Raw genomic sequence first — 24,379 nt, 5'->3', positions numbered from 1 at the left:
CGGATTCCATGTGGCGCGCGCCTTGTATGCTCCATGTGATCTATCAGCTGACTGATTACGCAAGCGACTCAACTGGACAGCTGGACCGACCTCAGTGTCTTGAGGGATTCTGGAAGCCTTCAACTCCGTTGGAGCGCGGTGGGACGATGGAGAGCGCGCCATCTGCTAAACGCCCGACTGATGGCCAGGGGCGCCGTGCACCAGCTGGAAATCAGGCGAATGAACCAGATGCAGATACCGCTCAAATTGCGCCAACACGTCGCTGATGAGTTGATCTCTCGACATGCCCATGACGTCATAGCCTCTGTTGCCACTCGAAAAATACGTCCTGGCTTCATATCTGAACTCAGCCTCTCCAGCCCGCACGGGCGTGAAGCTGGCGATACGGTGATCAGTCAGCGTGACACCGTAGACGAAATCCCGCACACCGTCCGCGGGTGACCGCAAGGCAATGGCGCCGTCGGCTTCTTCGACCACGTTCGACTGTCGACCTCGAGAGCTCAACTCTGCCGCCACCTGATCGAGAGCGGGTCTGACCTGTGTCGTTATGAACTGCCGCACGTCCTTTTCCGTTGCAGCGGTCAGCATGAGCGCAAGCCGTCGCTGCCAGGTTTGCCCGGACGCTGGTTGAGCGGAAGGCAGCAGGTTCTGCCCGTGATGCGCTTCTCTCTGGGCAAGATCCTCCCTCATGCCGAGATACAGTGAGAAGACAAGCCCCAGCATGACCACAGAAAAGGGAAGGGCGCTTGCGATAGTCGCGGACTGCAATGCTGTCAGTCCGCCCGCAAGCAGCAGGCAACCTGCCACCACCCCTTCCATGCCACACCAGAATACACGCTGGCCGGTCGTGGTCTGCGTTTCACCGCCCGCGGCAATGGAGTCGATGACAAGCGCACCGGAATCGGCCGAGGTGATGAAGAAGATCGACACCAAGATCACCGCAAGAGTTGATGTGATTGCGGGGAGGGGAAGGTACTCGAAAAAACGGAACAGTCCGACGGACACGTCATCGGCAATGGCTGCTCCAAGTGCACCGCCAGCAGCGCCGGTGTCCAGGAACATCGCGGTATTGCCGAAAACGGTCATCCAGAAAAATGTGAAGCCAGCCGGGATGAAGAGAACAGCGGCGACGAACTCGCGCACGGTTCTGCCGCGGGAAATGCGGGCGATGAACATGCCGACGAAGGGCGACCAGGAGATCCACCACGCCCAGTAGAACAGCGTCCAGGCGTCGATCCAGGGCGTTGGCTGGTAGGCATAGATGTTGAAGGTGCGAAGAACGAGCGTGTCGAGATAGAGCCCCAGATTCTGCACGAAGTCACGCAGCAGCTGGCTCGTCGGTCCGACGACAAAAACGAAGAGCATCAGCAGGATGGCGACAACGAGATTGGTCTCCGACAGGATGCGGACCCCCTTGTCCAGGCCCGTGACGACGGAGACTGTTGCCATCGCCGTCACCACCGCGATCAGCGGCAGTTGCACCTCGATGCCGATCGGGACCCCGATCAGGTGGTTGAGACCGGCATTGATCTGCGACACGCCCAAGCCGAGAGACGTAGCGATGCCGAACATTGTGCCGACGATCGCGAAGATATCGACGGCATGACCTATCGGCCCGTCGATGCGACCTTTCAGAAGCGGATAGAGCCCCGAGCGGATGGTCAGCGGCAGATTATACCGGTAGCCGAAGTAGGCGAGTGAGAGACCCACGACAGCGTATATGGCCCAGGCGTGCACACCCCAGTGAAAGAAGGTGACCGTCATGGCCTCGCGCATGGCGGCGATCGATTTCGGCTCGGCAGTGGGTGGCGCCATGAAATGCGTCATGGGCTCGCCGACAGCATAGAACATCAGACCAATCCCCATGCCGGCGGCAAACAGCATGGCGATCCAGGAACTGAACCGGAAATCCGGAACGGAGTCGTCCGGCCCGAGCTTCAACTGGCCAAACCGCCCGAAGCAGAGGATGACGACAGCCAATAGGAAGATGCCGACCGAGAGAAGATAGAACCATCCGAATGTCTGGAGAATCCAGGCCTGAATTGCCCCGAAGACTGCTCCCGCCTGTCCGGGTACGAGGATGCCGACAGCCACGAAAATGCCGATCACGATCACAGAGCCATAGAAGACCGGCGGATTGATAATGAAGCTTTTCATGGTTCGTCGTGTCGCCCCCTACTGCTTTCGCTTCGGCATCTCGGCACAATTGGCATTGGTTTATACGGAAATTAGGGGAAGTTCATATGAAGTCCACCATTGACTTGGCGCGGGGCACGGTCCGGAACCGCGGCGCTCGCGGTGGGCAGAGCTGGCCTCTTCAACTGGCAAAAGCGGAAAGCTGATTGCCCGTGTCCTAGGGGGCGTGCGGGCTCTGGATCTCGTCGGCACGTCTTGCCCTGATCGCTGCTGCAATGAACACCCGCGAGAGGCCGTGATACAACGGCTCGCGGGAAAGGATCCTCGACGTGACATAGCCGATCATCGAGACAGCCATGATCGAGATGACGGCATCGTGGTCGCCAGTCATCTCGAGGATGATGACGAAGGCGGTCATTGGCGCCTGCACGACACCGGCGAAGTAGCCGGCCATCCCCAGGATTGCGGCCAGTGCTATGCTGCTTCCCATCAGCGTGCCGATCGTGCTTCCGAGCCCGGCCCCGACCGAGAGCGACGGTGCAAATATTCCGCCCGGGATGCCGGACATCATCGAGGCAAAGCTGGCAAGCAGCTTTTCGGCAAAGAACATCAGCGGAAGCGGCTGGCCCTCGACTGCGCTTCTCGCCTGATCATAGCCGGTCCCGAATGTCTCTCCGCCAGACATCACCCCGATTATCGCGACTGCGACGCCGCATGCGAATGCCAGCCACACCATCCGCTTGAGCGGCGCCGGCTGCGCCCAGCGGCGGACACGGGATCCAATCTGCAGCGCAAGGCCGCTGAACCCGGCGCCAAGCGCCCCGCCGCCGACGCCACACGCGATGACCAGGCCCCAGTCGGCGATCTCACTGGGAGCCGCAGACGCCGTCCCGAAATAGTTGTAGCTGCCGGAGATCCCGAGTGCCGCCAGTCCGGCCAGAATGACAGCCGTCAAAACGAGACCGTTGGCGCGCGATTCGTATGTACGGCTCATCTCCTCTATCGCAAAGACGATGCCGGCGAGCGGCGTATTGAACGCGGCAGCTATGCCTGCCGCAGAGCCGGCAAGGATGAGGCCTCGGGTGTGCGCCATGCCGCCAAACCTGGCAACCGCCAGCATGAACGATGCGCCGACCTGTACGGTCGGCCCTTCGCGGCCGATCGACGCACCGGAGGCCAGTCCGAGCACCGTCAGTACGATCTTCCCGAATGCCAGTCTCAAGGACAATAGGCGCGAACGGTCAGCGTCCTCGCGCAAGTAACGGGCCGCTATCGCCTGCGGGATACCACTGCCCTGTGCGTTGGGAAACAGGCGTGCTGCAAGATAGGCCGACAGTGCAAAACCAAGCGGCGTAATGATCAGAGGCAAGCAGAAAGACCATTCACCGGAGGACGTCATGCTTGAGAAAACCCGCTGGGCGAGATCAGCCATCTTCGCGAAGGCGACGCTGACGACACCGATGGCGAGTGCTCCGGTCCAGAAGACCAGCCGCGGCTTCCAGACCCGTGCCGATCCCCAGACGACGCGCGAACGACGGAAGACCTTGGTTTTTCGATAGACTGTGCGCACTTGGGCAAACTTCTAGCAGATCACGGGATGGGATTGCCGCTGCAGATTTGGGCAGAGACAGATCGCCTATTAACCAGAGGCCCGTCCGGCATGGCAACCCTTGGTCACCATTCTCGCGGAACTACGGCCTCTGGCGAACTTTTGTGGAAGCGTAAAACGCCGGTAGCAGCAGCTCCAATCCGGCATCGTCAACATGACCGTTTCGCCGAAGAACAACCTGAGACAAATCCCAATCCCGCGCTTGGATGTGCTCCTTCACGTCTCTACCGCCTACCTCTCATGAAACGACTGCACGGTGGATGGTCCCACTTTCCGCTCTGACCCAACTTGCCGTGTGCTGCGGAGGGACTATGTCCGCACGACAACGCGGGGCACTATCATGACGTCGAGGTGGGTGTGGCTAATCTCCAGGGTCACGCGGCGCATCTGGCTGAGGGCGACGTTGTTTTCGATCTTGGCGGTCGCCACGGCCCTCGTTGCGATCGTCGTGTCCCCCTACATCCCTGTCGGGCTATCGACGAAAATTGGAGCCGATGCTGTCGACAACATTCTCGGCATCATCGCGTCCAGCATGCTCACCGTCACGACCTTCTCACTCAGCACCATGGTCTCGGCATACTCTGCAGCGACAACAAACGTCACGCCGCGGGCGACGAGACTGGTGATGGAGGACAGCACGACGCAGAACGTGCTCGCCACCTTTATCGGCTCCTTTCTCTTTAGCCTCGTCGGCATCATTGCGCTCACCACTGGCGCCTACGGCGAGCAAGGTCGGATCGTTCTCTTCTTCGTGACGATTGGGGTGATCGTTGTCATTGTTGTTACACTCCTTCGTTGGATCGACCATCTTTCCCGGCTTGGGCGCGTGACGGAAACAACCCAGCGGGTAGAGGCTGCTACAGTGAAGGCGCTACGGGCTTCCAAATCTGCGCCTCATCTCGGTGGTCAACCGCTCGACGCTGCGTCCGGCCGGATCGGACATCCCAACCACCCGATATTCTCCTCCGATATCGGCTACGTCCAGCATGTGGATGCCGCAGCCTTGTCAGCGATTGCCGAAGAGGCTGAGATCGATATCTCCGTCGTGGCCATACCCGGGAAACTAGCCGATCCGTCGGAGGCCATCGCCTGGTCGAGCAGCGGATTGGACGATGAACTCACTCACCGGATCGCATCCTGTTTCACCATCGCTGACACCCGATCCTTCGAACAGGACCCGAGGTTCGGGGCATCCGTGCTGTCGGAAATTGCCTCCCGCGCCTTGTCGCCAGCTGTCAATGATCCAGGGACGGCGATCGATGTGATCTCCAGGGCTCTGCGCATTCTGGCTGTTTGGGTTGAGCCACAGGAGGACCCGGAACGGAGCAGCGAGGTGAGGTACCCGCGACTGCATGTCGTTCCCTTAAGGCTGCAGGATCTGTTCGATGATCTATTCACTCCGATAGCGCGTGATGGCGCGGGTCTGGTAGAGGTTGGACTGAGGCTGCAGAAGACGTTCAAGGCATTGTCGCGCATGAGCGAGAGGGAGTTCCGCCTCGATGCCGCGAGACATTCAAGAGAGGCGTTAGCCAGAGCCGAGGCAAGTCTGCATATCGAGGCGGACAAGCAGCGAATACGGGATGCGGCACTGATGCCGGCGGCCGATTGAGGTCGCTGTGCATCGAGCTCGCCCACGCCGACACCGGTACCGTGCTCTAACGTCGGGCTAAGTCCGCCCGACCGCAATCAACTCCCTGACAGCCGGATCGTCATCTAGGAATTCCGCTTCGACGGTCGCACCGACGGCATCGAAGTAGCGGCTCATGAAGCTCCTGAACGAGGCAGCCAAGGCGATGTCGGCTATGTTGAGGTCTGAGAGGCCGACATCTCGCAACCGCTCGATATCGGCTTGCGTGATCCGGGACGCGTCGCGGGTGATCTGCTCCGCGTAGGCGAGCATCTCGACCTGCTGGTCGCTCAGCCCGGCGTTGCGGTAGTCGCTCCGGATCGCCAGCGCCTGCTCGCGTCCGAGCATGCCTGACAGGCTGCGGAAGTAGACGTGGGAGCAATAGCTTGACGGCACGTGCCGGGCGACCACGAAGGTGATCAGCCGAAAGTTGAGCAGCCCGAGGGAAAACCCGTCGCGGATCTGATGGAGCAGGTTCTCGACGGGGACGAGGATATCCGACCGCGCTGACCAGCACTGGGTCGCCTGCATGACGCGCCCCGTCGACTGTATCTCGGCGTTGTAGAGCGCGGCGATCTCGCCGTCTGCCTCGCCTGGTTCGACTGTCCTGATGAACATCCTGTGCCTCCCTTGGCCAAAGAGCTGCCACGAAGCTACGCGAAAAACGAGCAGATGACGACACCCGCGCCCGATCGGTTTGCGCCGATGTGCATTGCCCGCGAGCGCCGCAATGCCTGTGGGAACCAGAGGCTCGACATCCCGTTTCCCTCGCACGCAACAGGAGCCGCTTGATGTCCAGTGACAATGTCAAAACCCTCTACGCCACGTTCGATACCCGGCAAGCTGCCGACCTCGCCATCGAGCATCTCGTGCAGCAGTACGGGATCGACCGCACGGATGTATTCGTCGAGGCAAAGGGCGCGGACAATACGGCCGGTACGGAGCCCTCTGGAGGTGATGTCCTGAACCGCGAAGGCTCTGGCACACGCAGCGATGCAGCACTTGAGGGACAGCTTCAGGTGTCCGTCGATCTTGCGCTTGAAGATATCGCCAAGGCGCAGGCGGCATTCGAAGAGGCCGGCGCGCGCGACGTGTCGAGCCGGTAACCGGCCGGGATGAGAGCAGGCGGAGCGCTTTTTCGCGCGCTCTCGCCTGCCTCCGTGCAGCCTTCCGTGAGCTTCGTCTGAAACATTAAACCGGCCCATTGAAGCGGCCGTGTAGCACGGATCTTCCAAGACAGCCTTGTCCTGACGCAGTGTCAGGCATTGCTTGAGAGGAAGATTCCAATGAATACATCCGTGACGATCCTGCCCATCAACCCGAACGTCGACAGTGAATGGCGGGAAGTCACGCCCGGCGAGCGCTTCAGGCTACTGACGTCGGCTGCCGACACGAACGGCATCTACACCATCATCGAGATGGTCGGCGAGGCTCGCAATGGCGTACCCGCTCACACCCATGCCAACGAAGAGGAACACTTCGTGGTGCTCGAGGGCAGCGTTCATCTGACCAACGGGGACCAGAGCCTGTCTCTATCTGCCGGGGACGCGGCGACGGTCAAACGGGGAACGCCCCACGCATGGTGCAATCTGTCGGATGAACCAGTCCGGATGCTCATCATTTTTTCCCCGGGACATATGGAGAAAGCGTTCCGGATGATCGGCGCGCTCAGCAACGGCGATCTTGAAGCTATTGCGAGTTCGGCGGAAGATTCCGGCTCGACGATCGTCGGGCCTCCGCCCTTCGAGAACATCTACTCCGTCCTGTCGCCTCGGCCGCAAGCCTAGGCGACGTGCCGCTCCAGGGAGCAGGCGCAAGCGTGAGACGATCGTGGGCGATCTGGCGCTTTGTAAGCAGGTCGAAGGGCTCCCGGCACCGGGAGCCCCAGATCGTGACGTTATTCGGCTTTCTGATTGACGACCGAGGTCGCAAGCTCGGTCAGCGCGATGTCGGTGGCCTGTTCTTCGTCGAGCGTCGTCTGCAGGAGCTTGGCAGCATCCTTCATCTCGAGCTCGAGAGCCCAGGTACGCAGCGTGCCGTAGCGCGACATCTCGTAATGCTCGACGGCCTGGGCTGCAGCCAGCAGACCGGCATCGAGAGCCGGCGAACCCTTGTATTCCTTCATGATCTCGTCACCTTCGTCGGTGATCCCGAGAATGGCATCGCAGGTCTTCTTCTCCGGCTTGGCGCCGATGATCTTGAACACCTGTTCGAGGCGCTCGATGTGGACCTTGGTTTCCGCAAGGTGCTTCGTGAACGCAGCCTTGAGTTCCTTGCTCTTGGCGGCCTTTTCCATTTTCGGCAGTGTCTCGACGATCTTGCCTTCGGCAAAATAGACGTCCTTCAGCGTGTCGTGAAAGAGTTCGTCGAGCTTCTTGATTTTGTCAGCCATGATGGGCTCCTGTCCGTGATGGCCAGCGTCCGGTGACCTCGGGTAGCAATGGGAGGCGCACGTCCCGATTGACGGGTCGTGCGCCATTGATATTAGAGACGGGCGATATTAGAGGCCGGTGCGGCGGTAACGCTGGCGTTCCTGCTCGACCTGGTCGGGACCATAGGGATCAAGCGTGTCGTCGAACGTCGACCAGCCTTCCTGATTGTAGGCTGCGCGTCGCTCGGTCGGATCGACCCAGTTCGAGCGCTTCAGGATCACGTCTGCCTGCGGTGCGAGCACGTCGTCGACCTTGGCAGTGACCAGGGAGCCGCCGCGACGAACGCCTTCCGCGTAGACATGCGCGTCATCTTCGGAGACACCAGAGCTGGTCATGGCACCGACCAGACCGCCCGCTGCGCCGCCTGCGACAGCACCGGCGACCGCGCCGGCAGCCGTTGCAGCCAGCCAGCCGGCGGCAACGACCGGACCGACGCCCGGAATTGCCATCAGGCCCAGGCCCGTCAGCAGACCGCCAGCGCCACCAACCACGGCGCCGATACCGGCTCCCGTGCCGGCGCCTTCGCCTGCGTTGGAATGCTCGCCATGACGATTGTCAGCATTGTTGGATACGATGCTGATGTCCTTGGAGGGAACGCCGGCGGCTTCGAGTGCGCTGACGGCTGCGCTGGCATCGGTGTAATCGTCGAAAAGTCCAGTGATCGTCTTCATATGATAGTCTCCTTGAAGGATTGAATTACTTGGCGACGACGTTGCCCTGATAGTCGAGGGCAATCATGACGGGCTTGCCGTCCTTCATGCCGGACGCCATCCAGATGCCCTTGTCATCCTTCTTGAGATCCTTGATGTCGGCGTAGCCTGCCTTTTCGATGCGGCTCTTCGCCTGGCTTTCGGTGAAGCTGTTGGCGCCTTCGACGGGCGCCGTCGTGTTCTTGGAGTCCGGCGTGGCGACTGCCGGAGTGTTGCCGTTGGTCGTGGCGGCAGGTGCCGTCTGGGCGACAGCGGAGAGCGCGGACGCGCCAAGAAGCGCCGCGGCGTAGATGATTTTCTTCATGTCGGGAATTTCCTCTCGTTTGGATCCTTGTTCACAGATCCGTGAGCAGGCAACCCGCTGGGAGAGGTTTGGTTCCGTCGCACCGCACAAGTTGGCTACCGGCGGGAAGGGCGCGTGAACCACTTCTACCGGGAAACGACGATGGCGTCAGCATGACCGCCGACCTATAAGGACGGTGAGCCTTCAGGGGGTCGGAGGTTCACGGCGCTTTCTGCTCCGCCGGTGTCGGCCCGAGGCTCCGTTCCCGTTCGTATCGCTTGAGCAGATCGAGATAGCGGGATCGGCATTCCTGCATGTCGATTGCTCCGCTGGTCCAAAGCCCGACCAGCTCCATGAATTCCGCGTCGGCATCGATCGCCACGCCGCGCTCGCACATACGGGCGATGACCCTGGCGGCGACCGTCTGCCGCGAATGGAGATTATCGGGTCCGCGCTGCTTGGCTCGCTCGGTCACGACGCTGACATCCTCCCCTCGGACTGAAACCTATCTCTTGAGGCGGCCGAACCTGCGACCGCTCACGAAGTTCCATGACCACCAACGCTACATCCGCCACCCGTCCGGGCGCTCTGGCAGACGACACGAGATGCGAGGATACAGTCCGTGATTATGCGAGCGGGTAGGGGGTCGGCCCGGTCCGCAGGGTCTGCTGTCGACGCGGCGGCTGATCGAGGATGCCTAGCCGTGCCGCGCGAAACCTGCTCCGGTCGCGACACTCGCATTGCTCACCAGCACAGATCGCATCAGTGCGATGATGGCACTCGTCCTCAGGGCGTCCGGCCGGCCTGAGCCCTGCAGGCCGAATTCGCTGCAGAGCTGGAGGACATCTTCCTTATTGTTGACGCGGATCATCCGCCACTCGGGAAACGCCCGCTCTTCGGCCGCGGCAAGCTCGATCAGCCGCACACGTCGGTGCCGGAGGTCGCGGCAGATCCTTTCGAAGGTCGTCTCCAGCGCCGTCAGAGGCCCCTCAAGGGCCTGGATGAAGACGCCATTCGACGCGATGAGCGCACCGGAAAGGTTGTCGCGTGTATTCGCAAGTGCCGACGACGCCACGATAGCCTCGATCTGCTCATCGAACGGACCGGCTTCCGGCGACAGGGCGATGTCGCTCCGGTACAACAGGCGGTAAAGGGGCATGGCGTGATCTCCCTAGGCGACGGCTTTGTCTGCGACGCTGAACAGCGACCTGATCACCGATCGTTCTACCGGCCGGCTGATGAGGTAGCCCTGAATTTGGTTGCAGCCCTCGGCAATCGTGAAGTCCCGCTGTTCGGTTGTTTCGACACCTTCGACGGTGACCGTCATGTTCAGCTTAGCGGCAAGCGACGTAATCGCCTGGACGATGGCGACGGCATCCCGATCCTCGGGGACCTGCCGGACGAATGACTGATCGATCTTGATCTTCGTGAACGGGAAACGTCTGAGATAGCTCAGCGACGAATAGCCGGTGCCGAAATCATCCATCGAGATGTGGATGTCCATCGCGCGCAATTCGTGGAGAATGCGGTAGGCCGTCCCGCCGTCCTGCAGCAAGGCGCTCTCGGTGATCTCGAGCTCCAGCCGTGAAGCGGAAAGGCCAGTCTCACGCAGGACATTCGCCACGATGGCGGTGAAATTGCTGTCGCGAAGCTGGAGCGGCGACAGGTTGACGGCAATCGAGATATGGTCGGGCCAGGCGGTAGCCTCCAGACATGCCGTCCGCAGCACCCATTCTCCCAGCGCGCCGATCACACCGATCTCCTCCGCCAGGGGAATGAAGTCGGCCGGCGCCACCATTCCTCTGACGGGGTGTTGCCAGCGAACCAGCGCTTCGGCGCCCTGATACGCTCCCGAACCCGGATCGACCTGCGGCTGGTAGTGAACGTCAAACTCCTCGCGGGCCAGTGCACGACGCAGATCGAGCTCCAGCGCCCGTCGCGCCTGCGCCCGTTCGCTCATCTCTTTTTCAAAGTGACGGAACGATGCGCCGCCACCGTGCTTGGCGGCATAGAGCGCCAGATCCGCATGACGCGACAGCAGGGTCGGTTCGCAACCATCGCGAGGCGCGACGGCGATGCCGATGCTGCTGGTGACATCGATCACCGAACCGTCGATCAGGAACGGCCGTTCGAGGAGATCGGCGATCATGCCGGCAGTTCGATCGGCATGCTCGGCATTGCGGACGATGACGGCGAATTCGTCGCCACCCAGCCGTGCGACCACATCAGCCTCCCCGACGCAGGCACAGATCCGCTTGGCAACGCGCGTGAGAAGCTGGTCGCCCGTCACATGCCCCAGCGTATCGTTGACGGACTTGAACCGGTCGAGGTCGAGGAGCAGCAGTGCGAACGGATGGCCGTCGCGCTCGGTCGAATGGCAGCAGCCCTGCAGGATCTCGTTGAAACGCTGTCGGTTCGACAGGCCCGTCAGATCGTCGAAATAGGCGAGCGCATGCATCCGGCTTTCGGTTCGGAGCCGCTCGCTCTGATCTCGAACGGCGATGATGGTCTGCTGTCTGGCGCCGACGGCCACTGTCTTGCGCAGAATGCGCACCGGGATCGATCGACCGTCGGCATGGTTGAGGCTGGCGTCCTGTTCTTCTCCCTCGTCCAGTTCGGATGCCACGAAGCCGGGGATGAGCGCGGTGACCGGCCTGCCGGCCGCATCCTCTTGCCTAAAGCCGGCCAGGCTGGAGAAGCTGCTGTTCGTCGCCTGGATGATGTCGTCCTCGCAGATGAGCAACCCTTCGACTGCGAGATCCGCCAGTTGCTTCAGACGAAGTTGATCGCGGCGCTGCTGCGCACGTGCGGCCAGCGCGAACCGGAGACCGACAAAGGCGAGCAGGACCAGTCCGGCGCTGACGGATGCGACGATCGGTGCGATGACGTCCGGAGAGATGGCGCTCTCCGGCAGTTGGATACGCGGATCGTATTCCAGCTGCAGCGCGGCCATTCCGGCAAAATGAAGAACCGCTACTGCAACGACGAGGAGGGGAGCCGCCAGCCTCCTCAAGGCGCGCCGCTTTTCGCCGGCAATGACCATGGCAACGGCGAACAAGGGCAGGCTGGCGACGATCGAAAGCCCGATCAGCCTGGTGTTCCAACTGACGTGGCCGGTAACGATAAAGGCGGATTGTCCGAGATAGTGGAGCAGGATGATGCTGCAGCCGAGCAGCAGGCCCGACGCCATTCGGCCGAGCCGGTTGCGTCTGCCGATCGCTGTCGCGACGGCGATACCGATACCGATGATCGTGAAGAGCAAGGAAGCAGCCGTCAGAAGCGGTTCAAACCCGCTCAGCATGCCCGGCTGAAACGCAAGCAGGCCGATCATGTGCGTGGCCCATGCGGTGCAGCCGGCAGCCAGGATGGCTACGCCCGCCCATGTCCGTCTCGAGGGGCCTTCCGCACGGCTCGCATGTCTGGCAATCGAGAACGAGGCGTAGACGCCAACGATGCACACGATCGCGGCAATGGCCAACAAGTACTGATCATGCGCTTCGCGAAGACAGCTGTAGACGTCCTGCATGGGCTTCCCTCCGTTCCCGAAGGCTCATATCAGCGAGTTCTTAACGGCTGATAGGAAAGGCAGGGTCGAAGGTCTGAATATGATAAATAGATTGTGTAGAATAGTTGCATGTCTTGGCGGCCGATCTTGCCCGCGTTCGACGGCCCGGTCCGGCGCCTCATTTATATCAGTAGTTACTTATACAATAGGCGCCTGCTAATCGCTGATGGATCGCGTCCCGGCGGTTTCCGCCGCCATGGCTAGCCTGTTCCGGCTCCGGCGGGGATGTCATCGCGCCCGCACGGCCGATCTCCTGCGTCACGGCTAAGGTCCGACGCGGGACATGGATGCGAGATGGAGGCCTGTGCGGATACCGGCGCCGCCAGACGGGCGCCGGTATCCTCACTCTATGTATGTGCGTCTACCGCAGCGTCAGACCTGATTCATGCCGCCGTCGACGACAAGTTCCGCGCCGGTGGTGAAACTGCTCTCGTCACTGGCGAGGAAAAGCGCTGCCGCGGCCACCTCTTCGGGCCGGGCCATGCGGCCAAGCGGCACCAGGCTGACGATCGCGTCGCGGATCTCCTGGCTGGCATTCGCCATCATCGGCGTATCGGTCGGTCCCGGGCTGACAACGTTGACGCGGATGCCCTTCGGCGCGAGTTCATTGGCCCACGTCCGCGCGAATGCGCGAACCGCCGCCTTGGTGGCGCCGTAGACACCATATCCCTTCGTGCCGATATCGCCGGCGATGGAGCCGATCAGCACGATCGTCCCGCCTGGCTGCATCAGTTGGATCCCGCCCTGTGCCGCCAAAACCAGGGACCGGACGTTGAGGCCGAAGGTCCGGTCGAAGTGGTCCTCGCTGAGGTCTTCAAGGAGCGCGTGTTCGGCAAGCCCTGCATTCACCACGAGGACGTCGATGCGTCCCTCCTCGACCCTTATCTCTTCAAAGACGCGTCCGAGATCGGCGTTGCTGCTTGCATCCGCCTGAACGAAGAGGACGGAGCCGGTGCCGTTTGCTCCGGTATCGCCGTCGCCTCCCTTGCGGCTGGTGGCGTAGACGCGGGCGCCTTCGCTGGCGAACCTTTGCGTGATGGCACTGCCGATCCCGCCACTGCCGCCGACGACCAATGCGATCTTGTTTTCAAGTCTGCTCATGTGACCTCCATCAGAGAAAGAAGAAGGCTCACAGATATATATGCTATATCTACGGTCAATTACGCACTATGGGTAAAGCAGATAACCCGGAGTATACCGATGTCAGCCCTGACAGACGATCGTTTTACCGAGATCAGCCGGCCAGCGCGGCCGAAGCCCGTCTCGCCGGAAGCCTTGCTGGACGTCCAGAAGGCGCGGCCGGTGCTGGAGCAGATCGCCAACAAATGGTCGATCCTGATTCTGACGGTCCTGTGCACGAGGCCATCGCGGTTCAACGAGATCATGCGACGTCTCGACGGCATCACCCACAAGGCGCTCGCCGACGCGTTGAAGCGGTTGGAGCGCAACGGCCTCATCCGCCGCGAGGTGCTGACCACCACGACGCCGGTCGGCGTCGAGTATACGATCACGCCTCTCGGCCATTCGCTTCGGGAGCCGTTCGAAGCGCTCTACGCCTGGGCGATGGCGTATGGACCCGAAATGGAAGGTGCGCAGATGGAGTACGACAGCGCCCGGACGTGATCGCGTGTCTCCTTCCGTCTCCAGGTCTCTCTTCCTCTCTCTCTTATCGATGGCGACTCGCATGCGAGCCCGTCCGCTGCGCCGAGAATCGCACCGCACGATTCGACCAGTTCGGCGTCCGCAGGCTCTGTCGATGGCCGGCGAAGACAGGCGGCGCAGGCGACACCCGAGCTCCACCTTTCCGTAAGACGCCGCGTTTCCAGGGATTCGCGTTGGTTCCATGGCATCGGAGGTCATCTTCCGGTCCGCATAAATGCTTGTCCCTTAAGGCTTTTCTTAATGATTGGTAAAAATTGAACGGTTCGCCTCACGGTTTTGTGTCCTTTCAGCAACAGGACTTGGTGAAGCGGGTGTGCAGGCAAGTCCGGCGGGCAGTTCGCGATTGCAAGCCGATGTCGGTCTTGTATGGTCACCAACAGAAGCGAGGCGGTGGATCGTCTGTCTTCTAAAACCGACGGGGATGGGGCAGGGAATGCTGTCCTTCAGCCAAAGAACCCATACCCTTACGAAACTTGACTGGAGGTCATTATGAACATCAAGAGCCTTCTTCTCGGCTCCGCTGCTGCACTCGCAGCAGTATCCGGCGCTCAGGCTGCCGACGCTATCGTTGCTGCCGAACCCGAGCCGATGGAATACGTTCGCGTGTGCGATGCATTCGGCACCGGCTACTTCTACATCCCGGGCACCGAAACCTGCCTCAAGATCAGCGGTTACGTCCGTGCACAGCTGGACTGGGATAGCCGTACTCGCCGGACCGCCGCAGGCGCTCCGACTGGTGCCGACGATTTCGACTGGAACGCTCGTACCCGCGGCCTGTTCACACTCAATGCCAAGACCGACACTGAGCTCGGTGCGCTGGCTTCGACGATCACGATCCGTACCTGGGCCGAAGGCGACGCTACGCAGAACAGCCTCGACCTCGACGAAGCCTTCATCACGCTTGGCGGCTTCCGCGTTGGCTACGGCTACAACTACTGGGACCTCGGCCTCTCGGGTGAAACCGACAACCTGGGCTCCAACCGCATCAACCAGATCGGTTACGAATACAACGCTGGCGCCATCAAGGCAGGCGTATTCGTTGACGAGCTGACGAAGTCCTACAGCCGTCCGAGCACTGGCCCTGGCAGCTTCGGTGGTGTATTCAACGCTGGCACCTACGGCACCGGTGGTGGTAACGACGGCATCAACGACAACGTTGGTGTTGAAGGTCAGATCTCCGGCGTCCTCGGCCCGGCACAGCTGGCTCTCCTCGGCGGCTACGATATCGCTGCTGAAGAAGGCTCGGTTCGTCTGATGGGAACGGCTGAAATCGGCCCAGGCACGCTCGGCGCTGCCGGTATCTGGACGTCTGGCGTCAATGCCTACTACGACGTTGCCGAATGGACCGTTGCTGTTGAATACGCAGCAAAGATCACCGACAAGTTCAAGATCACCCCCGGCTTCCAGTACTTCTGGAACACCGGTGTTGACGCTGGTGGCTCGTTCACCGACGGCGACGCTTGGAAGGCTGGCGTAACCCTCGACTACGCTATCACGGCCGGCCTGACCTCGAAGGTCAGTGTTCAGTACACGGAAGACGACAACGCTGACGACGTATGGGCAGGCTTCTTCCGCCTGCAGCGCACGTTCTGATCGAGCGCCGCTTCCTGATTTAGGGACAGGCCCGGCATTGCGCCAGGCCTGTTTCAAGCCCAAAAACGTTACTAAATAACATTATCAGGGGATGTGTTCCATGCACATGAAATCTCTGCTTCTCGCTTCTTCCGCAGCGCTGATGGCCGTATCGACTGCACAGGCTGCCGACGCTATCGTTGCTGCCGAGCCCGAGCCGATGGAATACGTTCGCGTCTGCGATGCATTCGGCACCGGCTACTTCTACATTCCTGGCACCGAAACCTGCCTCAAGATCAACGGATACGTCCGTGCACAGCTGGACTGGGACAGCCGTACCCGTCGTGACGCCGGCGGTCTTCCGACGGGTGCTGATGATTTCGACTGGAATGCTCGTACGCGCGGCCTAGTCTCCGTCAATGCCAAGTCCGACACCGAACTCGGTGCGCTGGCTTCGACGATCACGATTCGTACCTGGGCCGAAGGCGATGCTACGCAGAACAGCCTCGACCTCGACGAAGCGTTCATCACGCTCGGCGGTTTCCGCGCTGGCTACGGCTACAACTACTGGGATAACGATCTGTCCGGCGAAACCGATGATATCGGTTCGAACCGCATCAACCAGATCGGCTACGAATTCACCACCGACGCGTTCTCGGTTGGCATCTTCGCCGACGAGCTGACCAAGACCTACAGCGATCTGTTCCCGGGCTACTACACCGGCAACGACAATGTTGGTATCGAAGGCCAGATCTCCGGCACCTTCGGCGGCATCAAGGCCTACCTGCTCGGCGGCTACGATTTTGCTGCTGAAAACGGTTCGGTTCGCGCTCTCATGACCGCTGACATCGGCCCGGGCCAGCTCGGCCTCGCCGGCATCTACTCGAGCGGTGCAAACGCCTACTACGATCTCGCAGAATGGACTGTTGCCGCTCAGTACGCACTGAAGGTCAACGACAAGTTCGGCATCACGCCGGGCGTCCAGTACTGGTGGAATCGTGACGTCAACCTGGCGAACGGCGACTTCAGCGGCGACAGCGAAGCTTGGCGCGCTGGCGTGACCCTCGACTACGCGATCACCGCAGGCCTGGATTCCAAGGTCAGCGTTCAGTACACCGAAGAAGACGGTGCAGCTGACGACGTATGGTCGGGCTTCTTCCGCCTGCAGCGCACGTTCTGATCCGCATTCGACCCTCCAGTCAGAAAGGCTCGGCCGCAAGACCGGGCCTTTTTCGTTTTACCGTCTAGGGACTTTGGCAGGACCTAAGCTGTCGAAGGGCGGATGTTGCGGCAGTTGTTCTAAGGCTCCAAGGCTCCAAGGCTCCAAGGCTCCAAGGCTCCAAGGCTCCAAGGCTCGAGAGCTCGAGCGTCGGCTCGCACTGCATGTCGCAGCGAGCAGCTCTTCCTGCACAAGTTCGCGGTGCTGGTCCTGCGGCATTCACGTCTTTCCCCTGCCGTCGGCGACGGCGCGGTAGAAGAGTTCCGGGGAGGGGCCGCGACCCCACCCATTCCAGCGTCAGTCAAACTGCAACCCGGCCATGTCTCCGAAATCATTGTTGGGAAGAGCCCGCGGCGTCGGCGCCGCCCGTGCACGGTACGGCAGCGGCCTTCATGTCATCCGCCAGTTGGCGACGGACCATCCGCAAGGTGAGACATGCTCCACTGGTGCGGTTGGTAATGCGTTCCCGTCGGGATGACGCTGCGCAGTCGAGCGACGCGTAGCGCTTCAAGGACGAATAGCGACGTTTTCACGCAATGATCGCCGCCTTGTCGGAAATTCCCCGGGGCTCGGGCTCGGTCCTGCAGATGAACCTTAGAGATGCCTGGGCGGCGGTGCGATATCTCCGTCGGACACGCCCCAGCACGACGGCAACCGGGATCACTGGCGGCCGAGGCGCAGGTCGCTGTCAATCTCCGCCGTCTGGCCCAGGCGCACCTTGTAGACCTCGTAATTCTCGATCACCCGCTGCACGTAGTTGCGGGTCTCCGGAAACGGAATTCGTTCGATCCAGTCGATCACCTCATCGAGCGGCTTGCCGCGCGGGTCGCCGTAGCGGGCGATCCATTCGGGAACACGGCGCGGCCCCGCATTGTAGGCGATGAATGTCAGGATGTAGGAGCCGCCGAAGGCATCGATCTGCTCGCCAAGGTAGTGGGCGCCGAGCGTCGCATTGTAACCGGCGTCGGAGGTCAGCCTGTCGGCCTTGAAGTTGAGGCCGTGCCGCTTGGCGACGCCCTGGGCTGTCGCCGGGAGGATCTGCAGCAGGCCGCGTGCATTGGCCGGCGAAACGGCGGCGGGGTTGAAGGCGCTTTCCTGGCGGGCGATCGCATAGGCCAGGGCCTTGCCGGATCCGGCAATGTTGGCGCTCGAGGGAATGACACCGACCGGGAAGGCGAGCGCCGCCACGTCGACACCGCGGTTGAAGGCGGTCTTGCCGATCTGCAGCGAGAGTGCGTGGTTGCGGTTGAGCTCGGCGCGCGCCGAGAGGATCGCCAGTTCGCCAGGGCTCGTCAGCTCTTCTGCAAGCGCCTTGTACAGCGCATCGGCACGGTTCGGATGGCCAGCGGCGTCCAACCTGTCGATGGCGCGCACGGCCTCGCGCGTCTCGAAGGTCAGCCGGTCGCTGCCGCTGGGCGAGGGGTAGGAGACGTCGAGCGTCTTCATCTGCAGCTTGGCGGCGGCAAGCTGGCCGTAGAAGGTCGCTGGATAGCGGGCCGCCTTGGCATAATAGTCCGCAGACTTGCCCGGGCCTCCAGCTTCCGCTGCACGGCCCAGCCAGTACCAAGCGCGAGAAGCCGAGAGTGGCCGGGTGGAAGCCTGCAGTATGCGCTGGAAGTGACCCTCGGCAGTGGCCGGATCGTTCAGAGCCCGCAGCGCGTACCAGCCCGCATGGAACTCGGCGTCGGCGATATCGGCCGGCGTGGCGGCGGCATGGGTCGCAACAAGCCGGTAGGCTTGCCGATAATCTCCCTTGTCCGCCAGCCCGCGGGCAATGATCCGCCGCTCGTTCCACCATTCGCCGGCATTCACCAGTTCGGATGTGGCGCGCGGTGCTTTTTCCAGGATCGCTGCCGCATCCTCGTAACGATCCTGATGGCGCAGATGTTCGATGCGGACGAACAGGAAGGCGGGATCCTGCGCCCAGGAGGCGCTCGCCGTATCAATCAGTGCGGCGGCGTTCTTGGCCTGGCCGGCAACCGCTGCCCAGGCAGCATAAAGGCTCTGCGCCGCGCCGAGGTCGGCAAATCGCTTCGCCTGGGCCACACGGCCGCGATACATCAGGTAATCCATCCGGCCACGGTGATCTGCGGCCGTGAGCAGCCGGCCGAACTCCTGCAGCAACCGGTCCTCCAGGTCCTTGTCGAGCGCCGCTCCGGTCCAGAACGGCCGCAATGTGGCTGCCGCATCCTTCTGCTTGCCGGTCGCGACAAGTGCGCGTGCCAGCACGATGGCGCCCTGCGGCGTCTCAGGCCGGGTCTTGCCGAATGCCGCCAGCGCTTCCTCGGGCGAGGGCGCTTCCAGGTAGAGTGCCCGCTCGGAGCTGGCGCGCAGATGCTGCAGGCCCGGCCAGCCGCGCAGCTCCTGCTGCGCTTCGGCTATCTCGCGAGACGGAACGCCGCGCTGTCCGGAGGTGGCGATGGCCCAGGTCAGCAGGTGGCGGTCGAGCGAACCTCTTGCCATCCCGTCGCGGGTGATGATTGCTGTAGCGGGGTCGCGGGCGGAAAGGGCGTCGAGACCGGTCTTCAGCTGGGTGATCGGCGCCGCGTCGGGTACTGCGCGCGGAATGGCTCCGGTGATTTCAGGGGTCGGCATTGCCGCGTCGGTCAACCGGTCCGGCCGTGCATAGGGAAGCGGTGCCGGACCGTCTGGCAGCGGTGCGCCCAAGGCTGTTTCCAGCCCTGTCGACAGGATCAGGAACGCGATCAGAACAGACTTTTTCATCCATTCACTCGTTGCAAGAAGGAGCTACCCCCAGTTAGCGACGGGTCTCGTTAACGGAACCTTACCGGATGCCGCCGCGTGTGTCTTCAGCCCATCACGATCTGTTGCAATTCAGCGAGAACTCGGCTTGTCGCCCGCAATCGGCCGCTCTATGGTGCCCGCCTCATAACCGGATATTACGGCCGAAGCGTGAAGTCGGTCGCTCAGGAGTCATCGCATGTTCAAGGGGTCCATGCCCGCGCTCGTCACACCGTTTACCGACGCGGGTGCAGTGGATGAGGAAGCCTTCGCCGCCCATGTGGAGTGGCTGATTGCCGAAGGTTCAACAGGTCTGGTGCCGGTCGGCACGACCGGAGAATCGCCCACCCTGTCGCATGCCGAGCACAAGCGGGTCATCGAGATCTGCATCGAGGTCGCTGGCGGCCGGGTGCCGGTCATCGCCGGGGCCGGATCCAACAATACGCGCGAGGCGATCGAGCTGGCGCAGCATGCCCAGAAGGCCGGCGCCGATGGCCTGCTGGTGGTCACGCCCTACTATAACAAGCCGACGCAGAAGGGCCTGATCGCCCATTACGGCGCGATCGCCGAGGCTGTCAGCCTGCCGATCATCATCTACAACATTCCGCCGCGCTCCGTAATCGACATGCTGCCGGATACGATGGGGGCGCTCGTCAAGGCGCACAAGAACATCGTCGGTGTGAAGGATGCGACCGGCAAGCTGGAGCGCGTCTCCGAGCAGCGCATCACCTGCGGCACCGATTTCGTCCAGCTGTCCGGCGAGGATGCGACGGCTCTCGGCTTCAACGCCCATGGCGGCGTGGGCTGCATTTCGGTTACCGCCAATGTCGCGCCGCGCCTCTGTGCCGAATTCCAGCAGGCAACACTTGCCGGCGATTTTGCCAAGGCGCTCGAATATCAGGACAGGCTGATGCCGCTGCACAAGGCGATCTTCATCGAGCCCGGTCTCTGCGGCGCGAAATATGCGCTGTCGAGGACCCGCGGCATGAACCGCACCGTCCGTTCGCCGCTGCTTTCGACGCTGGAGCCGGGCACCGAGGCGGCGATCGATGCGGCACTTCGACATGCCGGCCTGCTGAACTGAGAGGCAGCATCCGGCCGCGTTCCGCGGCTTCCGACCGAAGCTGGCGCCGGATGACTTTCCAAGCCGGGTACTAAACACTACATACAGCCACCGGGCAGCGCCGAATTGGCGCGCTCGACCGGCAACCAGACCCTTCAAGGGCGGAGACAACCACAGTCCATGGCACCCAGAGCCAGCCAGCGCATCGTCAACAAGATCGTCGCGGAAAACCGCAAGGCGCGCTACAATTACGAGATCATCGATACCTATGAGGCCGGCATCGTCCTCACCGGCACCGAGGTAAAGTCTCTGCGCGAGGGCAAGGCGAACATCGCCGAATCCTATGCTTCGGACGAAGGCGAAGAGATCTGGCTGATCAACTCGCATCTACCGGAATATCTGCAGGCCAACCGCTTCAACCACGAGCCGCGCCGGCGTCGCAAGCTGCTGCTCAACAAGCGCGAGATCAACCGTCTGCGCGTCGGCATCAATCGCGAGGGCATGACACTCGTGCCGTTAAAGATCTACTTCAACGAAAAGGGTCGGGCGAAGCTGGAACTGGCTCTGGCAAAGGGCAAGAAGCTGCACGACAAGCGCGAGACCGAGAAGGAACGCGACTGGAACCGGCAGAAGAGCAGGCTGCTCAAGTCGGGCTGACGCCGCCGGTCTCCCGCAAATTCGATGTTCTCTTCAACAAGCCGCAGGTTCTCGCCTGCGGCTTGTTGCGTTGGGTCAACGTGCTCTGTGACCAAGCGCCAGCAGCAGTGCCCTGTCGCGCGCCTGCTGCAGCAGCGCGTCCTGCCGCGCGGCCCGGTCAATCGGATCCTTGTAGTCTAGGCCTCCCTGGAGCCCGAGGTCACGCCGCTGCCTCTGGTCGAGATCACCGAGGCGATTGAGCCGCTGCGCAGTGCCGACAATCGGCCGGAAGAATGTGACGATCCAGCGGAAGCCCGAGCGACCGGTTCCGATCGTGTCGCGCGCCTCTTTGTCATTCGTCAGGATGGCGAGGTTGCTGTCCGTGGTGCGCATGATTTGATCCTTTCGAAGACGCGCAGAGGCAGTCTCGCAGCGGGCTGCGAGACGAGGGTGAGGGCTGGAGATCGGGGCACGGGGTGAAGCCGCCTGATGCGGCGAGAGCACCGTGCTTGAGCCGGATCCATGGGTCTAGTGAATGTTTTCGATGCGGGTCATCAACGTCGATGATGGATCAGGGCGCCGCATTCGTTCCAGCGCGCTGCTCGTGACGCAGCAGCCACTGCTTGCGCCACAGCCCGCCGCCATAGCCGGTCAGGCTACCGTCGGTGCCGATCACACGATGGCAGGGGACGACGATGGCGATCTGATTTGCGCCATTGGCACGCGCAACAGCGCGCACGGCAGTTGGCCGGGCCATCGCCTCTGCGATGTCCCGGTAGCTGGCCGTCGCTCCGGAAGGGATCTCCTGCAGCGCACGCCAGACCTGTCGCTCGAACGGCGTGCCGTGATCGCCGATGCGCAGCGAGAACGTCGTCAGGCGACCGTCAAAGTAGGCCGCCAGCTGCTCGCCGACGCGATCGGTGACCGCCGTGCGCCCCATGATGATCGCCCGGCCGTTGCGGTCGCGCAACCGGGTGAGTTCCCCCTGCAGGGCAGGGCGGTCCGCGAACTCCAGGAGGTGCAAAGCGTGGTCGCAGGTAACCGCGATCATCGGCCCGATCGGCGTCTCGATCCAGGCGGCCTTCAGAAGGCTTTGCGACTTCACCTGCTGCGGCGCGGCACCCAGCCACTGGCTGACGGCGGCGCGAAAGCCGCTGCCGGATTCGAAGCCTGCCTCCAGCTGCGCGTCGATGACGGATGCGCCGGTGCCAAGCGTGGTGACGGCATGGCTCAGCCGTCTGCGGCGGGCGATCTCCAGAAAGCTCATGCCGAACCGGCGCTTGAAGATGCGGCGGATGGTCGAGGGATCGTAGCCGAGGGCTAGGAGATCGGCTTCGCTCCAGCGCCTGTCGGGGGCACGCTCGAGAGCATCAAGCAGAGCCCGGATCGTCGGCTCGCCGTCGCCGAGGCGCAGCATCGGTGTGCACCGCTTGCAGGGCCTGTATCCGCCGTCCAGGCAGTCGGCGATGCTCGCTTCGAAGCGGCAGTTGTCGCGGAGCGGCTTGCGTGCCGGGCAGGTCAGCCGGCAGAAGATGCGGGTTGTCGTGACACAGACATAGGCAAATCCTTCATAGGCCGCATCGCGGCTGAGAAGGGCTTGGTAGAGAGTGTCGTCGGAAGGGCGGGTCATCAGCATGCCGCCACCATAGTCCCGCTTCCGCGTGTTTGCCGCCGAAAAACGGGCAGCTATTTCAGCTGCTCGGTCTACGCGGGCTTCGTCCAAAGCCTGGATCTATTCGGCTTCGGGTTCGACGGTCGGTTCGGCCGGACGTGGCGCGCGCTCCGAGGGATCGCGACCGATCTCCGCCTTCAGCGACATCAGGTCGATGAAGTGATCCGACTGGCGGCGAAGATCGTCGGCGATCATCGGCGGCTGAGTTGCAAGCGTTGAGACGACTGAAACCTTGCGGCCCTTGCGCTGAATGGCCTCGACCAGGGTGGTGAAGTCGCCGTCGCCGGAAAACAGTACGAGATGGTCCACCGTTGCCGCTTGCTCCATGGCATCGACCGCGAGTTCGATGTCCATGTTGCCCTTCACCTTGCGGCGGCCCATCGAGTCGGTGAACTCCTTGGCCGGCTTGGTCACCACCTTGTAGCCATTATAATCCAGCCAATCGATGAGCGGCCGGATCGACGAATACTCCTGATCTTCGATCAGCGCCGTGTAGTAATAGGCGCGTAGCAGGTATCCGCGCTTTTGAAACGCCTTCAGCAGTTTCCGATAATCGATGTCGAAGCCGAGACTCTTGGATGCAGCATAAAGATTAGCGCCATCGATAAAAAGGGCGATCTTTTCCCTCGGGTCAAACATGTATTCTCGCTCCCTGTCTCAATACACGAAGTAACTTCCGCCACGCTAATTAGATCCCCGGGACCGGCCCGGTGACAAGGAAAAGGCGTGTTACATTATGTTATATTCATATATTAAGTCTTTAAGGTACGAAGCGTCGATATCCAAGCAACCTTTGGTTGAATTAGCCGTTGTGTAACCCGACCGCGTGCGGCGGAGTCGTGATGAGTGAGGAAAAACTTGAATTTCATGGCTAATCCCTGTATCGGGCGTTCAATCCACGAAATATCGACCGTAAAGGACAGGCAATGGCCCGCGTCACAGTAGAAGATTGCATCGACAAAGTCGACAACCGTTTCGAGCTGGTACTGCTTGCCAGCCACCGCGCGCGGCAGATCTCGCAGGGCGCTTCGATCACCATCGATCGCGACAACGACAAGAACCCGGTCGTTGCCCTGCGCGAGATCGCCGACGAGACGCTGTCCCCCGACGACCTGAAGGAAGACCTCATCCACTCGCTGCAGAAGCATGTGGAAGTGGACGAGCCGGAACCCGATCCGTCGACGCTGATCTCCAGCAATGCCGGCGCTGCGACGGGTGCCGACCGCGGCTCGGACGAGGACGACCTGCCGGAAACCGTCACCTTCGACCAGATGTCGGAAGAAGAGCTGCTGGCCGGCATCGAAGGCCTTGTTCCGCCGGAAAAGAGCGACGACTACTAAGATCGGCGCTTGTCGACGCCTCGCACGAGGCGCTTTCTGGCATTGATACCGGCTGCGCCAATCTAGAACGGTTGGCGGGCCTTTTTGTTTTACGGGTTTGAAGGATCTCTC

23 protein-coding genes are annotated in these 24,379 nt (G+C 61.9%); 9 read left to right on the top strand and 14 right to left on the bottom strand.

What is annotated here, in order from left to right:
- Positions 1-165 precede the first annotated feature (165 nt).
- Together ACR65N_RS02710 and ACR65N_RS02705 are read right to left on the bottom strand one after the other, a co-directional pair.
- Positions 166-2,157, bottom strand: coding sequence for a BCCT family transporter (locus tag ACR65N_RS02710; protein ID WP_440455630.1), 1,992 nt, complete (start codon positions 2,155-2,157; stop codon positions 166-168).
- Positions 2,158-2,353: 196 nt separating this feature from the next.
- Complete coding sequence (locus ACR65N_RS02705; protein WP_440455629.1) at positions 2,354-3,706, bottom strand: chloride channel protein; 1,353 nt, start codon at positions 3,704-3,706, stop codon at positions 2,354-2,356.
- 379 nt (positions 3,707-4,085) lie between these two features.
- Between ACR65N_RS02705 and ACR65N_RS02700 the strand changes: the two genes are divergently transcribed.
- Entirely contained in the window at positions 4,086-5,354 is a 1,269-nt protein-coding gene (locus tag ACR65N_RS02700) for a DUF2254 domain-containing protein (protein ID WP_440455628.1), read from the top strand.
- 57 nt (positions 5,355-5,411) lie between these two features.
- On the opposite strand, the gene ACR65N_RS02695 is transcribed toward ACR65N_RS02700, so the two are convergent.
- Positions 5,412-5,990 (bottom strand): carboxymuconolactone decarboxylase family protein, encoded by a 579-nt coding sequence (locus ACR65N_RS02695; protein ID WP_440455627.1) that lies wholly within the window; start codon positions 5,988-5,990, stop codon positions 5,412-5,414.
- 173 nt (positions 5,991-6,163) lie between these two features.
- Between ACR65N_RS02695 and ACR65N_RS02690 the strand changes: the two genes are divergently transcribed.
- Together ACR65N_RS02690 and ACR65N_RS02685 are read left to right on the top strand one after the other, a co-directional pair.
- Positions 6,164-6,478, top strand: a complete 315-nt coding sequence (locus tag ACR65N_RS02690; RefSeq protein WP_440455626.1) for a hypothetical protein — start codon at positions 6,164-6,166, stop codon at positions 6,476-6,478.
- Positions 6,479-6,658: 180 nt separating this feature from the next.
- The gene (locus ACR65N_RS02685) at positions 6,659-7,159 is read left to right on the top strand and encodes a cupin domain-containing protein (protein ID WP_440455625.1); all 501 of its coding nucleotides are present in this window, start codon (positions 6,659-6,661) and stop codon (positions 7,157-7,159) included.
- A 110-nt stretch (positions 7,160-7,269) separates the two neighbouring features.
- Here ACR65N_RS02685 and ACR65N_RS02680 read toward each other — a convergent pair whose 3' ends face one another.
- From ACR65N_RS02680 to ACR65N_RS02650, 7 genes are all read right to left on the bottom strand, one after another.
- Positions 7,270-7,764 carry a YciE/YciF ferroxidase family protein gene (locus ACR65N_RS02680; RefSeq protein WP_440455624.1) on the bottom strand — a complete coding sequence of 165 codons (495 nt, stop codon included), beginning with the start codon at positions 7,762-7,764 and terminating at the stop codon, positions 7,270-7,272.
- Positions 7,765-7,872: 108 nt separating this feature from the next.
- Positions 7,873-8,475: a general stress protein gene (locus tag ACR65N_RS02675; RefSeq protein WP_430305405.1), complete on the bottom strand. Its 603-nt coding sequence runs from the start codon at positions 8,473-8,475 to the stop codon at positions 7,873-7,875.
- Positions 8,476-8,500: 25 nt separating this feature from the next.
- Positions 8,501-8,818 (bottom strand): PepSY domain-containing protein, encoded by a 318-nt coding sequence (locus ACR65N_RS02670; RefSeq protein WP_430305404.1) that lies wholly within the window; start codon positions 8,816-8,818, stop codon positions 8,501-8,503.
- A gap of 199 nt (positions 8,819-9,017) precedes the next feature.
- Positions 9,018-9,272, bottom strand: coding sequence for a hypothetical protein (locus ACR65N_RS02665; RefSeq protein ID WP_440455623.1), 255 nt, complete (start codon positions 9,270-9,272; stop codon positions 9,018-9,020).
- 222 nt (positions 9,273-9,494) lie between these two features.
- Positions 9,495-9,956 (bottom strand): BLUF domain-containing protein, encoded by a 462-nt coding sequence (locus ACR65N_RS02660; protein ID WP_440455622.1) that lies wholly within the window; start codon positions 9,954-9,956, stop codon positions 9,495-9,497.
- Between the two features lie 12 nt (positions 9,957-9,968).
- Entirely contained in the window at positions 9,969-12,323 is a 2,355-nt protein-coding gene (locus ACR65N_RS02655) for a bifunctional diguanylate cyclase/phosphodiesterase (RefSeq protein WP_440455621.1), read from the bottom strand.
- Positions 12,324-12,734: 411 nt separating this feature from the next.
- A complete protein-coding gene (locus ACR65N_RS02650; protein WP_440455620.1) occupies positions 12,735-13,463 on the bottom strand; it encodes an SDR family NAD(P)-dependent oxidoreductase in 729 nt (242 codons plus the stop codon).
- Between the two features lie 99 nt (positions 13,464-13,562).
- Here ACR65N_RS02650 and ACR65N_RS02645 point away from each other — a divergent pair, with 99 nt between their 5' ends.
- From ACR65N_RS02645 to ACR65N_RS02635, 3 genes are all read left to right on the top strand, one after another.
- A complete protein-coding gene (locus tag ACR65N_RS02645) occupies positions 13,563-13,985 on the top strand; it encodes a winged helix-turn-helix transcriptional regulator (protein WP_430305398.1) in 423 nt (140 codons plus the stop codon).
- Positions 13,986-14,513: 528 nt separating this feature from the next.
- Complete coding sequence (locus ACR65N_RS02640) at positions 14,514-15,617, top strand: porin (protein ID WP_440455619.1); 1,104 nt, start codon at positions 14,514-14,516, stop codon at positions 15,615-15,617.
- Between the two features lie 100 nt (positions 15,618-15,717).
- Positions 15,718-16,776, top strand: a complete 1,059-nt coding sequence (locus ACR65N_RS02635) for a porin (protein WP_440455618.1) — start codon at positions 15,718-15,720, stop codon at positions 16,774-16,776.
- Between the two features lie 699 nt (positions 16,777-17,475).
- Here ACR65N_RS02635 and ACR65N_RS02630 read toward each other — a convergent pair.
- Positions 17,476-19,539 (bottom strand): lytic transglycosylase domain-containing protein, encoded by a 2,064-nt coding sequence (locus ACR65N_RS02630; protein WP_440455617.1) that lies wholly within the window; start codon positions 19,537-19,539, stop codon positions 17,476-17,478.
- A 217-nt stretch (positions 19,540-19,756) separates the two neighbouring features.
- Here ACR65N_RS02630 and dapA point away from each other — a divergent pair, with 217 nt between their 5' ends.
- On the top strand, positions 19,757-20,641 hold the full coding sequence (dapA, locus tag ACR65N_RS02625; protein ID WP_440455616.1) for a 4-hydroxy-tetrahydrodipicolinate synthase: 885 nt from the start codon (positions 19,757-19,759) through the stop codon (positions 20,639-20,641).
- Between the two features lie 159 nt (positions 20,642-20,800).
- Complete coding sequence (gene smpB, locus ACR65N_RS02620; protein WP_430305393.1) at positions 20,801-21,277, top strand: SsrA-binding protein SmpB; 477 nt, start codon at positions 20,801-20,803, stop codon at positions 21,275-21,277.
- A 75-nt stretch (positions 21,278-21,352) separates the two neighbouring features.
- On the opposite strand, the gene ACR65N_RS02615 is transcribed toward smpB, so the two are convergent.
- From ACR65N_RS02615 to ACR65N_RS02605, 3 genes are all read right to left on the bottom strand, one after another.
- Positions 21,353-21,649, bottom strand: coding sequence for a hypothetical protein (locus ACR65N_RS02615; protein WP_440455615.1), 297 nt, complete (start codon positions 21,647-21,649; stop codon positions 21,353-21,355).
- 178 nt (positions 21,650-21,827) lie between these two features.
- Positions 21,828-22,892, bottom strand: coding sequence for a bifunctional transcriptional activator/DNA repair enzyme AdaA (locus ACR65N_RS02610; RefSeq protein ID WP_440455614.1), 1,065 nt, complete (start codon positions 22,890-22,892; stop codon positions 21,828-21,830).
- A gap of 96 nt (positions 22,893-22,988) precedes the next feature.
- On the bottom strand, positions 22,989-23,567 hold the full coding sequence (locus ACR65N_RS02605; RefSeq protein WP_430305389.1) for a LabA-like NYN domain-containing protein: 579 nt from the start codon (positions 23,565-23,567) through the stop codon (positions 22,989-22,991).
- A gap of 287 nt (positions 23,568-23,854) precedes the next feature.
- Between ACR65N_RS02605 and rpoZ the strand changes: the two genes are divergently transcribed.
- On the top strand, positions 23,855-24,268 hold the full coding sequence (gene rpoZ / locus ACR65N_RS02600) for a DNA-directed RNA polymerase subunit omega (RefSeq protein ID WP_440455613.1): 414 nt from the start codon (positions 23,855-23,857) through the stop codon (positions 24,266-24,268).
- The last annotated feature ends 111 nt before the right edge of the window (positions 24,269-24,379 follow it).

It is taken from the genome of Rhizobium sp. SAFR-030 (genome assembly GCF_059415005.1).
Note: the sequence above shows the minus strand (reverse complement) of the source record. Positions and strands in the feature narration are given on the sequence as shown.

What these genes read in the sequence shown, in the direction of transcription:
- ACR65N_RS02710 (WP_440455630.1), bottom strand. Translation starts at nt 2,157, where the DNA reads ATGAAAAGCTTCATTATCAATCCGCCGGTCTTCTATGGCTCTGTGATC.
- ACR65N_RS02700 (WP_440455628.1), top strand. Translation starts at nt 4,086, where the DNA reads ATGACGTCGAGGTGGGTGTGGCTAATCTCCAGGGTCACGCGGCGCATC.
- ACR65N_RS02695 (WP_440455627.1), bottom strand. Translation starts at nt 5,990, where the DNA reads ATGTTCATCAGGACAGTCGAACCAGGCGAGGCAGACGGCGAGATCGCC.
- ACR65N_RS02690 (WP_440455626.1), top strand. Translation starts at nt 6,164, where the DNA reads ATGTCCAGTGACAATGTCAAAACCCTCTACGCCACGTTCGATACCCGG.
- ACR65N_RS02685 (WP_440455625.1), top strand. Translation starts at nt 6,659, where the DNA reads ATGAATACATCCGTGACGATCCTGCCCATCAACCCGAACGTCGACAGT.
- ACR65N_RS02680 (WP_440455624.1), bottom strand. Translation starts at nt 7,764, where the DNA reads ATGGCTGACAAAATCAAGAAGCTCGACGAACTCTTTCACGACACGCTG.
- ACR65N_RS02675 (WP_430305405.1), bottom strand. Translation starts at nt 8,475, where the DNA reads ATGAAGACGATCACTGGACTTTTCGACGATTACACCGATGCCAGCGCA.
- ACR65N_RS02670 (WP_430305404.1), bottom strand. Translation starts at nt 8,818, where the DNA reads ATGAAGAAAATCATCTACGCCGCGGCGCTTCTTGGCGCGTCCGCGCTC.
- ACR65N_RS02660 (WP_440455622.1), bottom strand. Translation starts at nt 9,956, where the DNA reads ATGCCCCTTTACCGCCTGTTGTACCGGAGCGACATCGCCCTGTCGCCG.
- ACR65N_RS02655 (WP_440455621.1), bottom strand. Translation starts at nt 12,323, where the DNA reads ATGCAGGACGTCTACAGCTGTCTTCGCGAAGCGCATGATCAGTACTTG.
- ACR65N_RS02650 (WP_440455620.1), bottom strand. Translation starts at nt 13,463, where the DNA reads ATGAGCAGACTTGAAAACAAGATCGCATTGGTCGTCGGCGGCAGTGGC.
- ACR65N_RS02645 (WP_430305398.1), top strand. Translation starts at nt 13,563, where the DNA reads ATGTCAGCCCTGACAGACGATCGTTTTACCGAGATCAGCCGGCCAGCG.
- ACR65N_RS02640 (WP_440455619.1), top strand. Translation starts at nt 14,514, where the DNA reads ATGAACATCAAGAGCCTTCTTCTCGGCTCCGCTGCTGCACTCGCAGCA.
- ACR65N_RS02635 (WP_440455618.1), top strand. Translation starts at nt 15,718, where the DNA reads ATGCACATGAAATCTCTGCTTCTCGCTTCTTCCGCAGCGCTGATGGCC.
- ACR65N_RS02630 (WP_440455617.1), bottom strand. Translation starts at nt 19,539, where the DNA reads ATGAAAAAGTCTGTTCTGATCGCGTTCCTGATCCTGTCGACAGGGCTG.
- dapA (WP_440455616.1), top strand. Translation starts at nt 19,757, where the DNA reads ATGTTCAAGGGGTCCATGCCCGCGCTCGTCACACCGTTTACCGACGCG.
- smpB (WP_430305393.1), top strand. Translation starts at nt 20,801, where the DNA reads ATGGCACCCAGAGCCAGCCAGCGCATCGTCAACAAGATCGTCGCGGAA.
- ACR65N_RS02615 (WP_440455615.1), bottom strand. Translation starts at nt 21,649, where the DNA reads ATGCGCACCACGGACAGCAACCTCGCCATCCTGACGAATGACAAAGAG.
- ACR65N_RS02610 (WP_440455614.1), bottom strand. Translation starts at nt 22,892, where the DNA reads ATGCTGATGACCCGCCCTTCCGACGACACTCTCTACCAAGCCCTTCTC.
- ACR65N_RS02605 (WP_430305389.1), bottom strand. Translation starts at nt 23,567, where the DNA reads ATGTTTGACCCGAGGGAAAAGATCGCCCTTTTTATCGATGGCGCTAAT.
- rpoZ (WP_440455613.1), top strand. Translation starts at nt 23,855, where the DNA reads ATGGCCCGCGTCACAGTAGAAGATTGCATCGACAAAGTCGACAACCGT.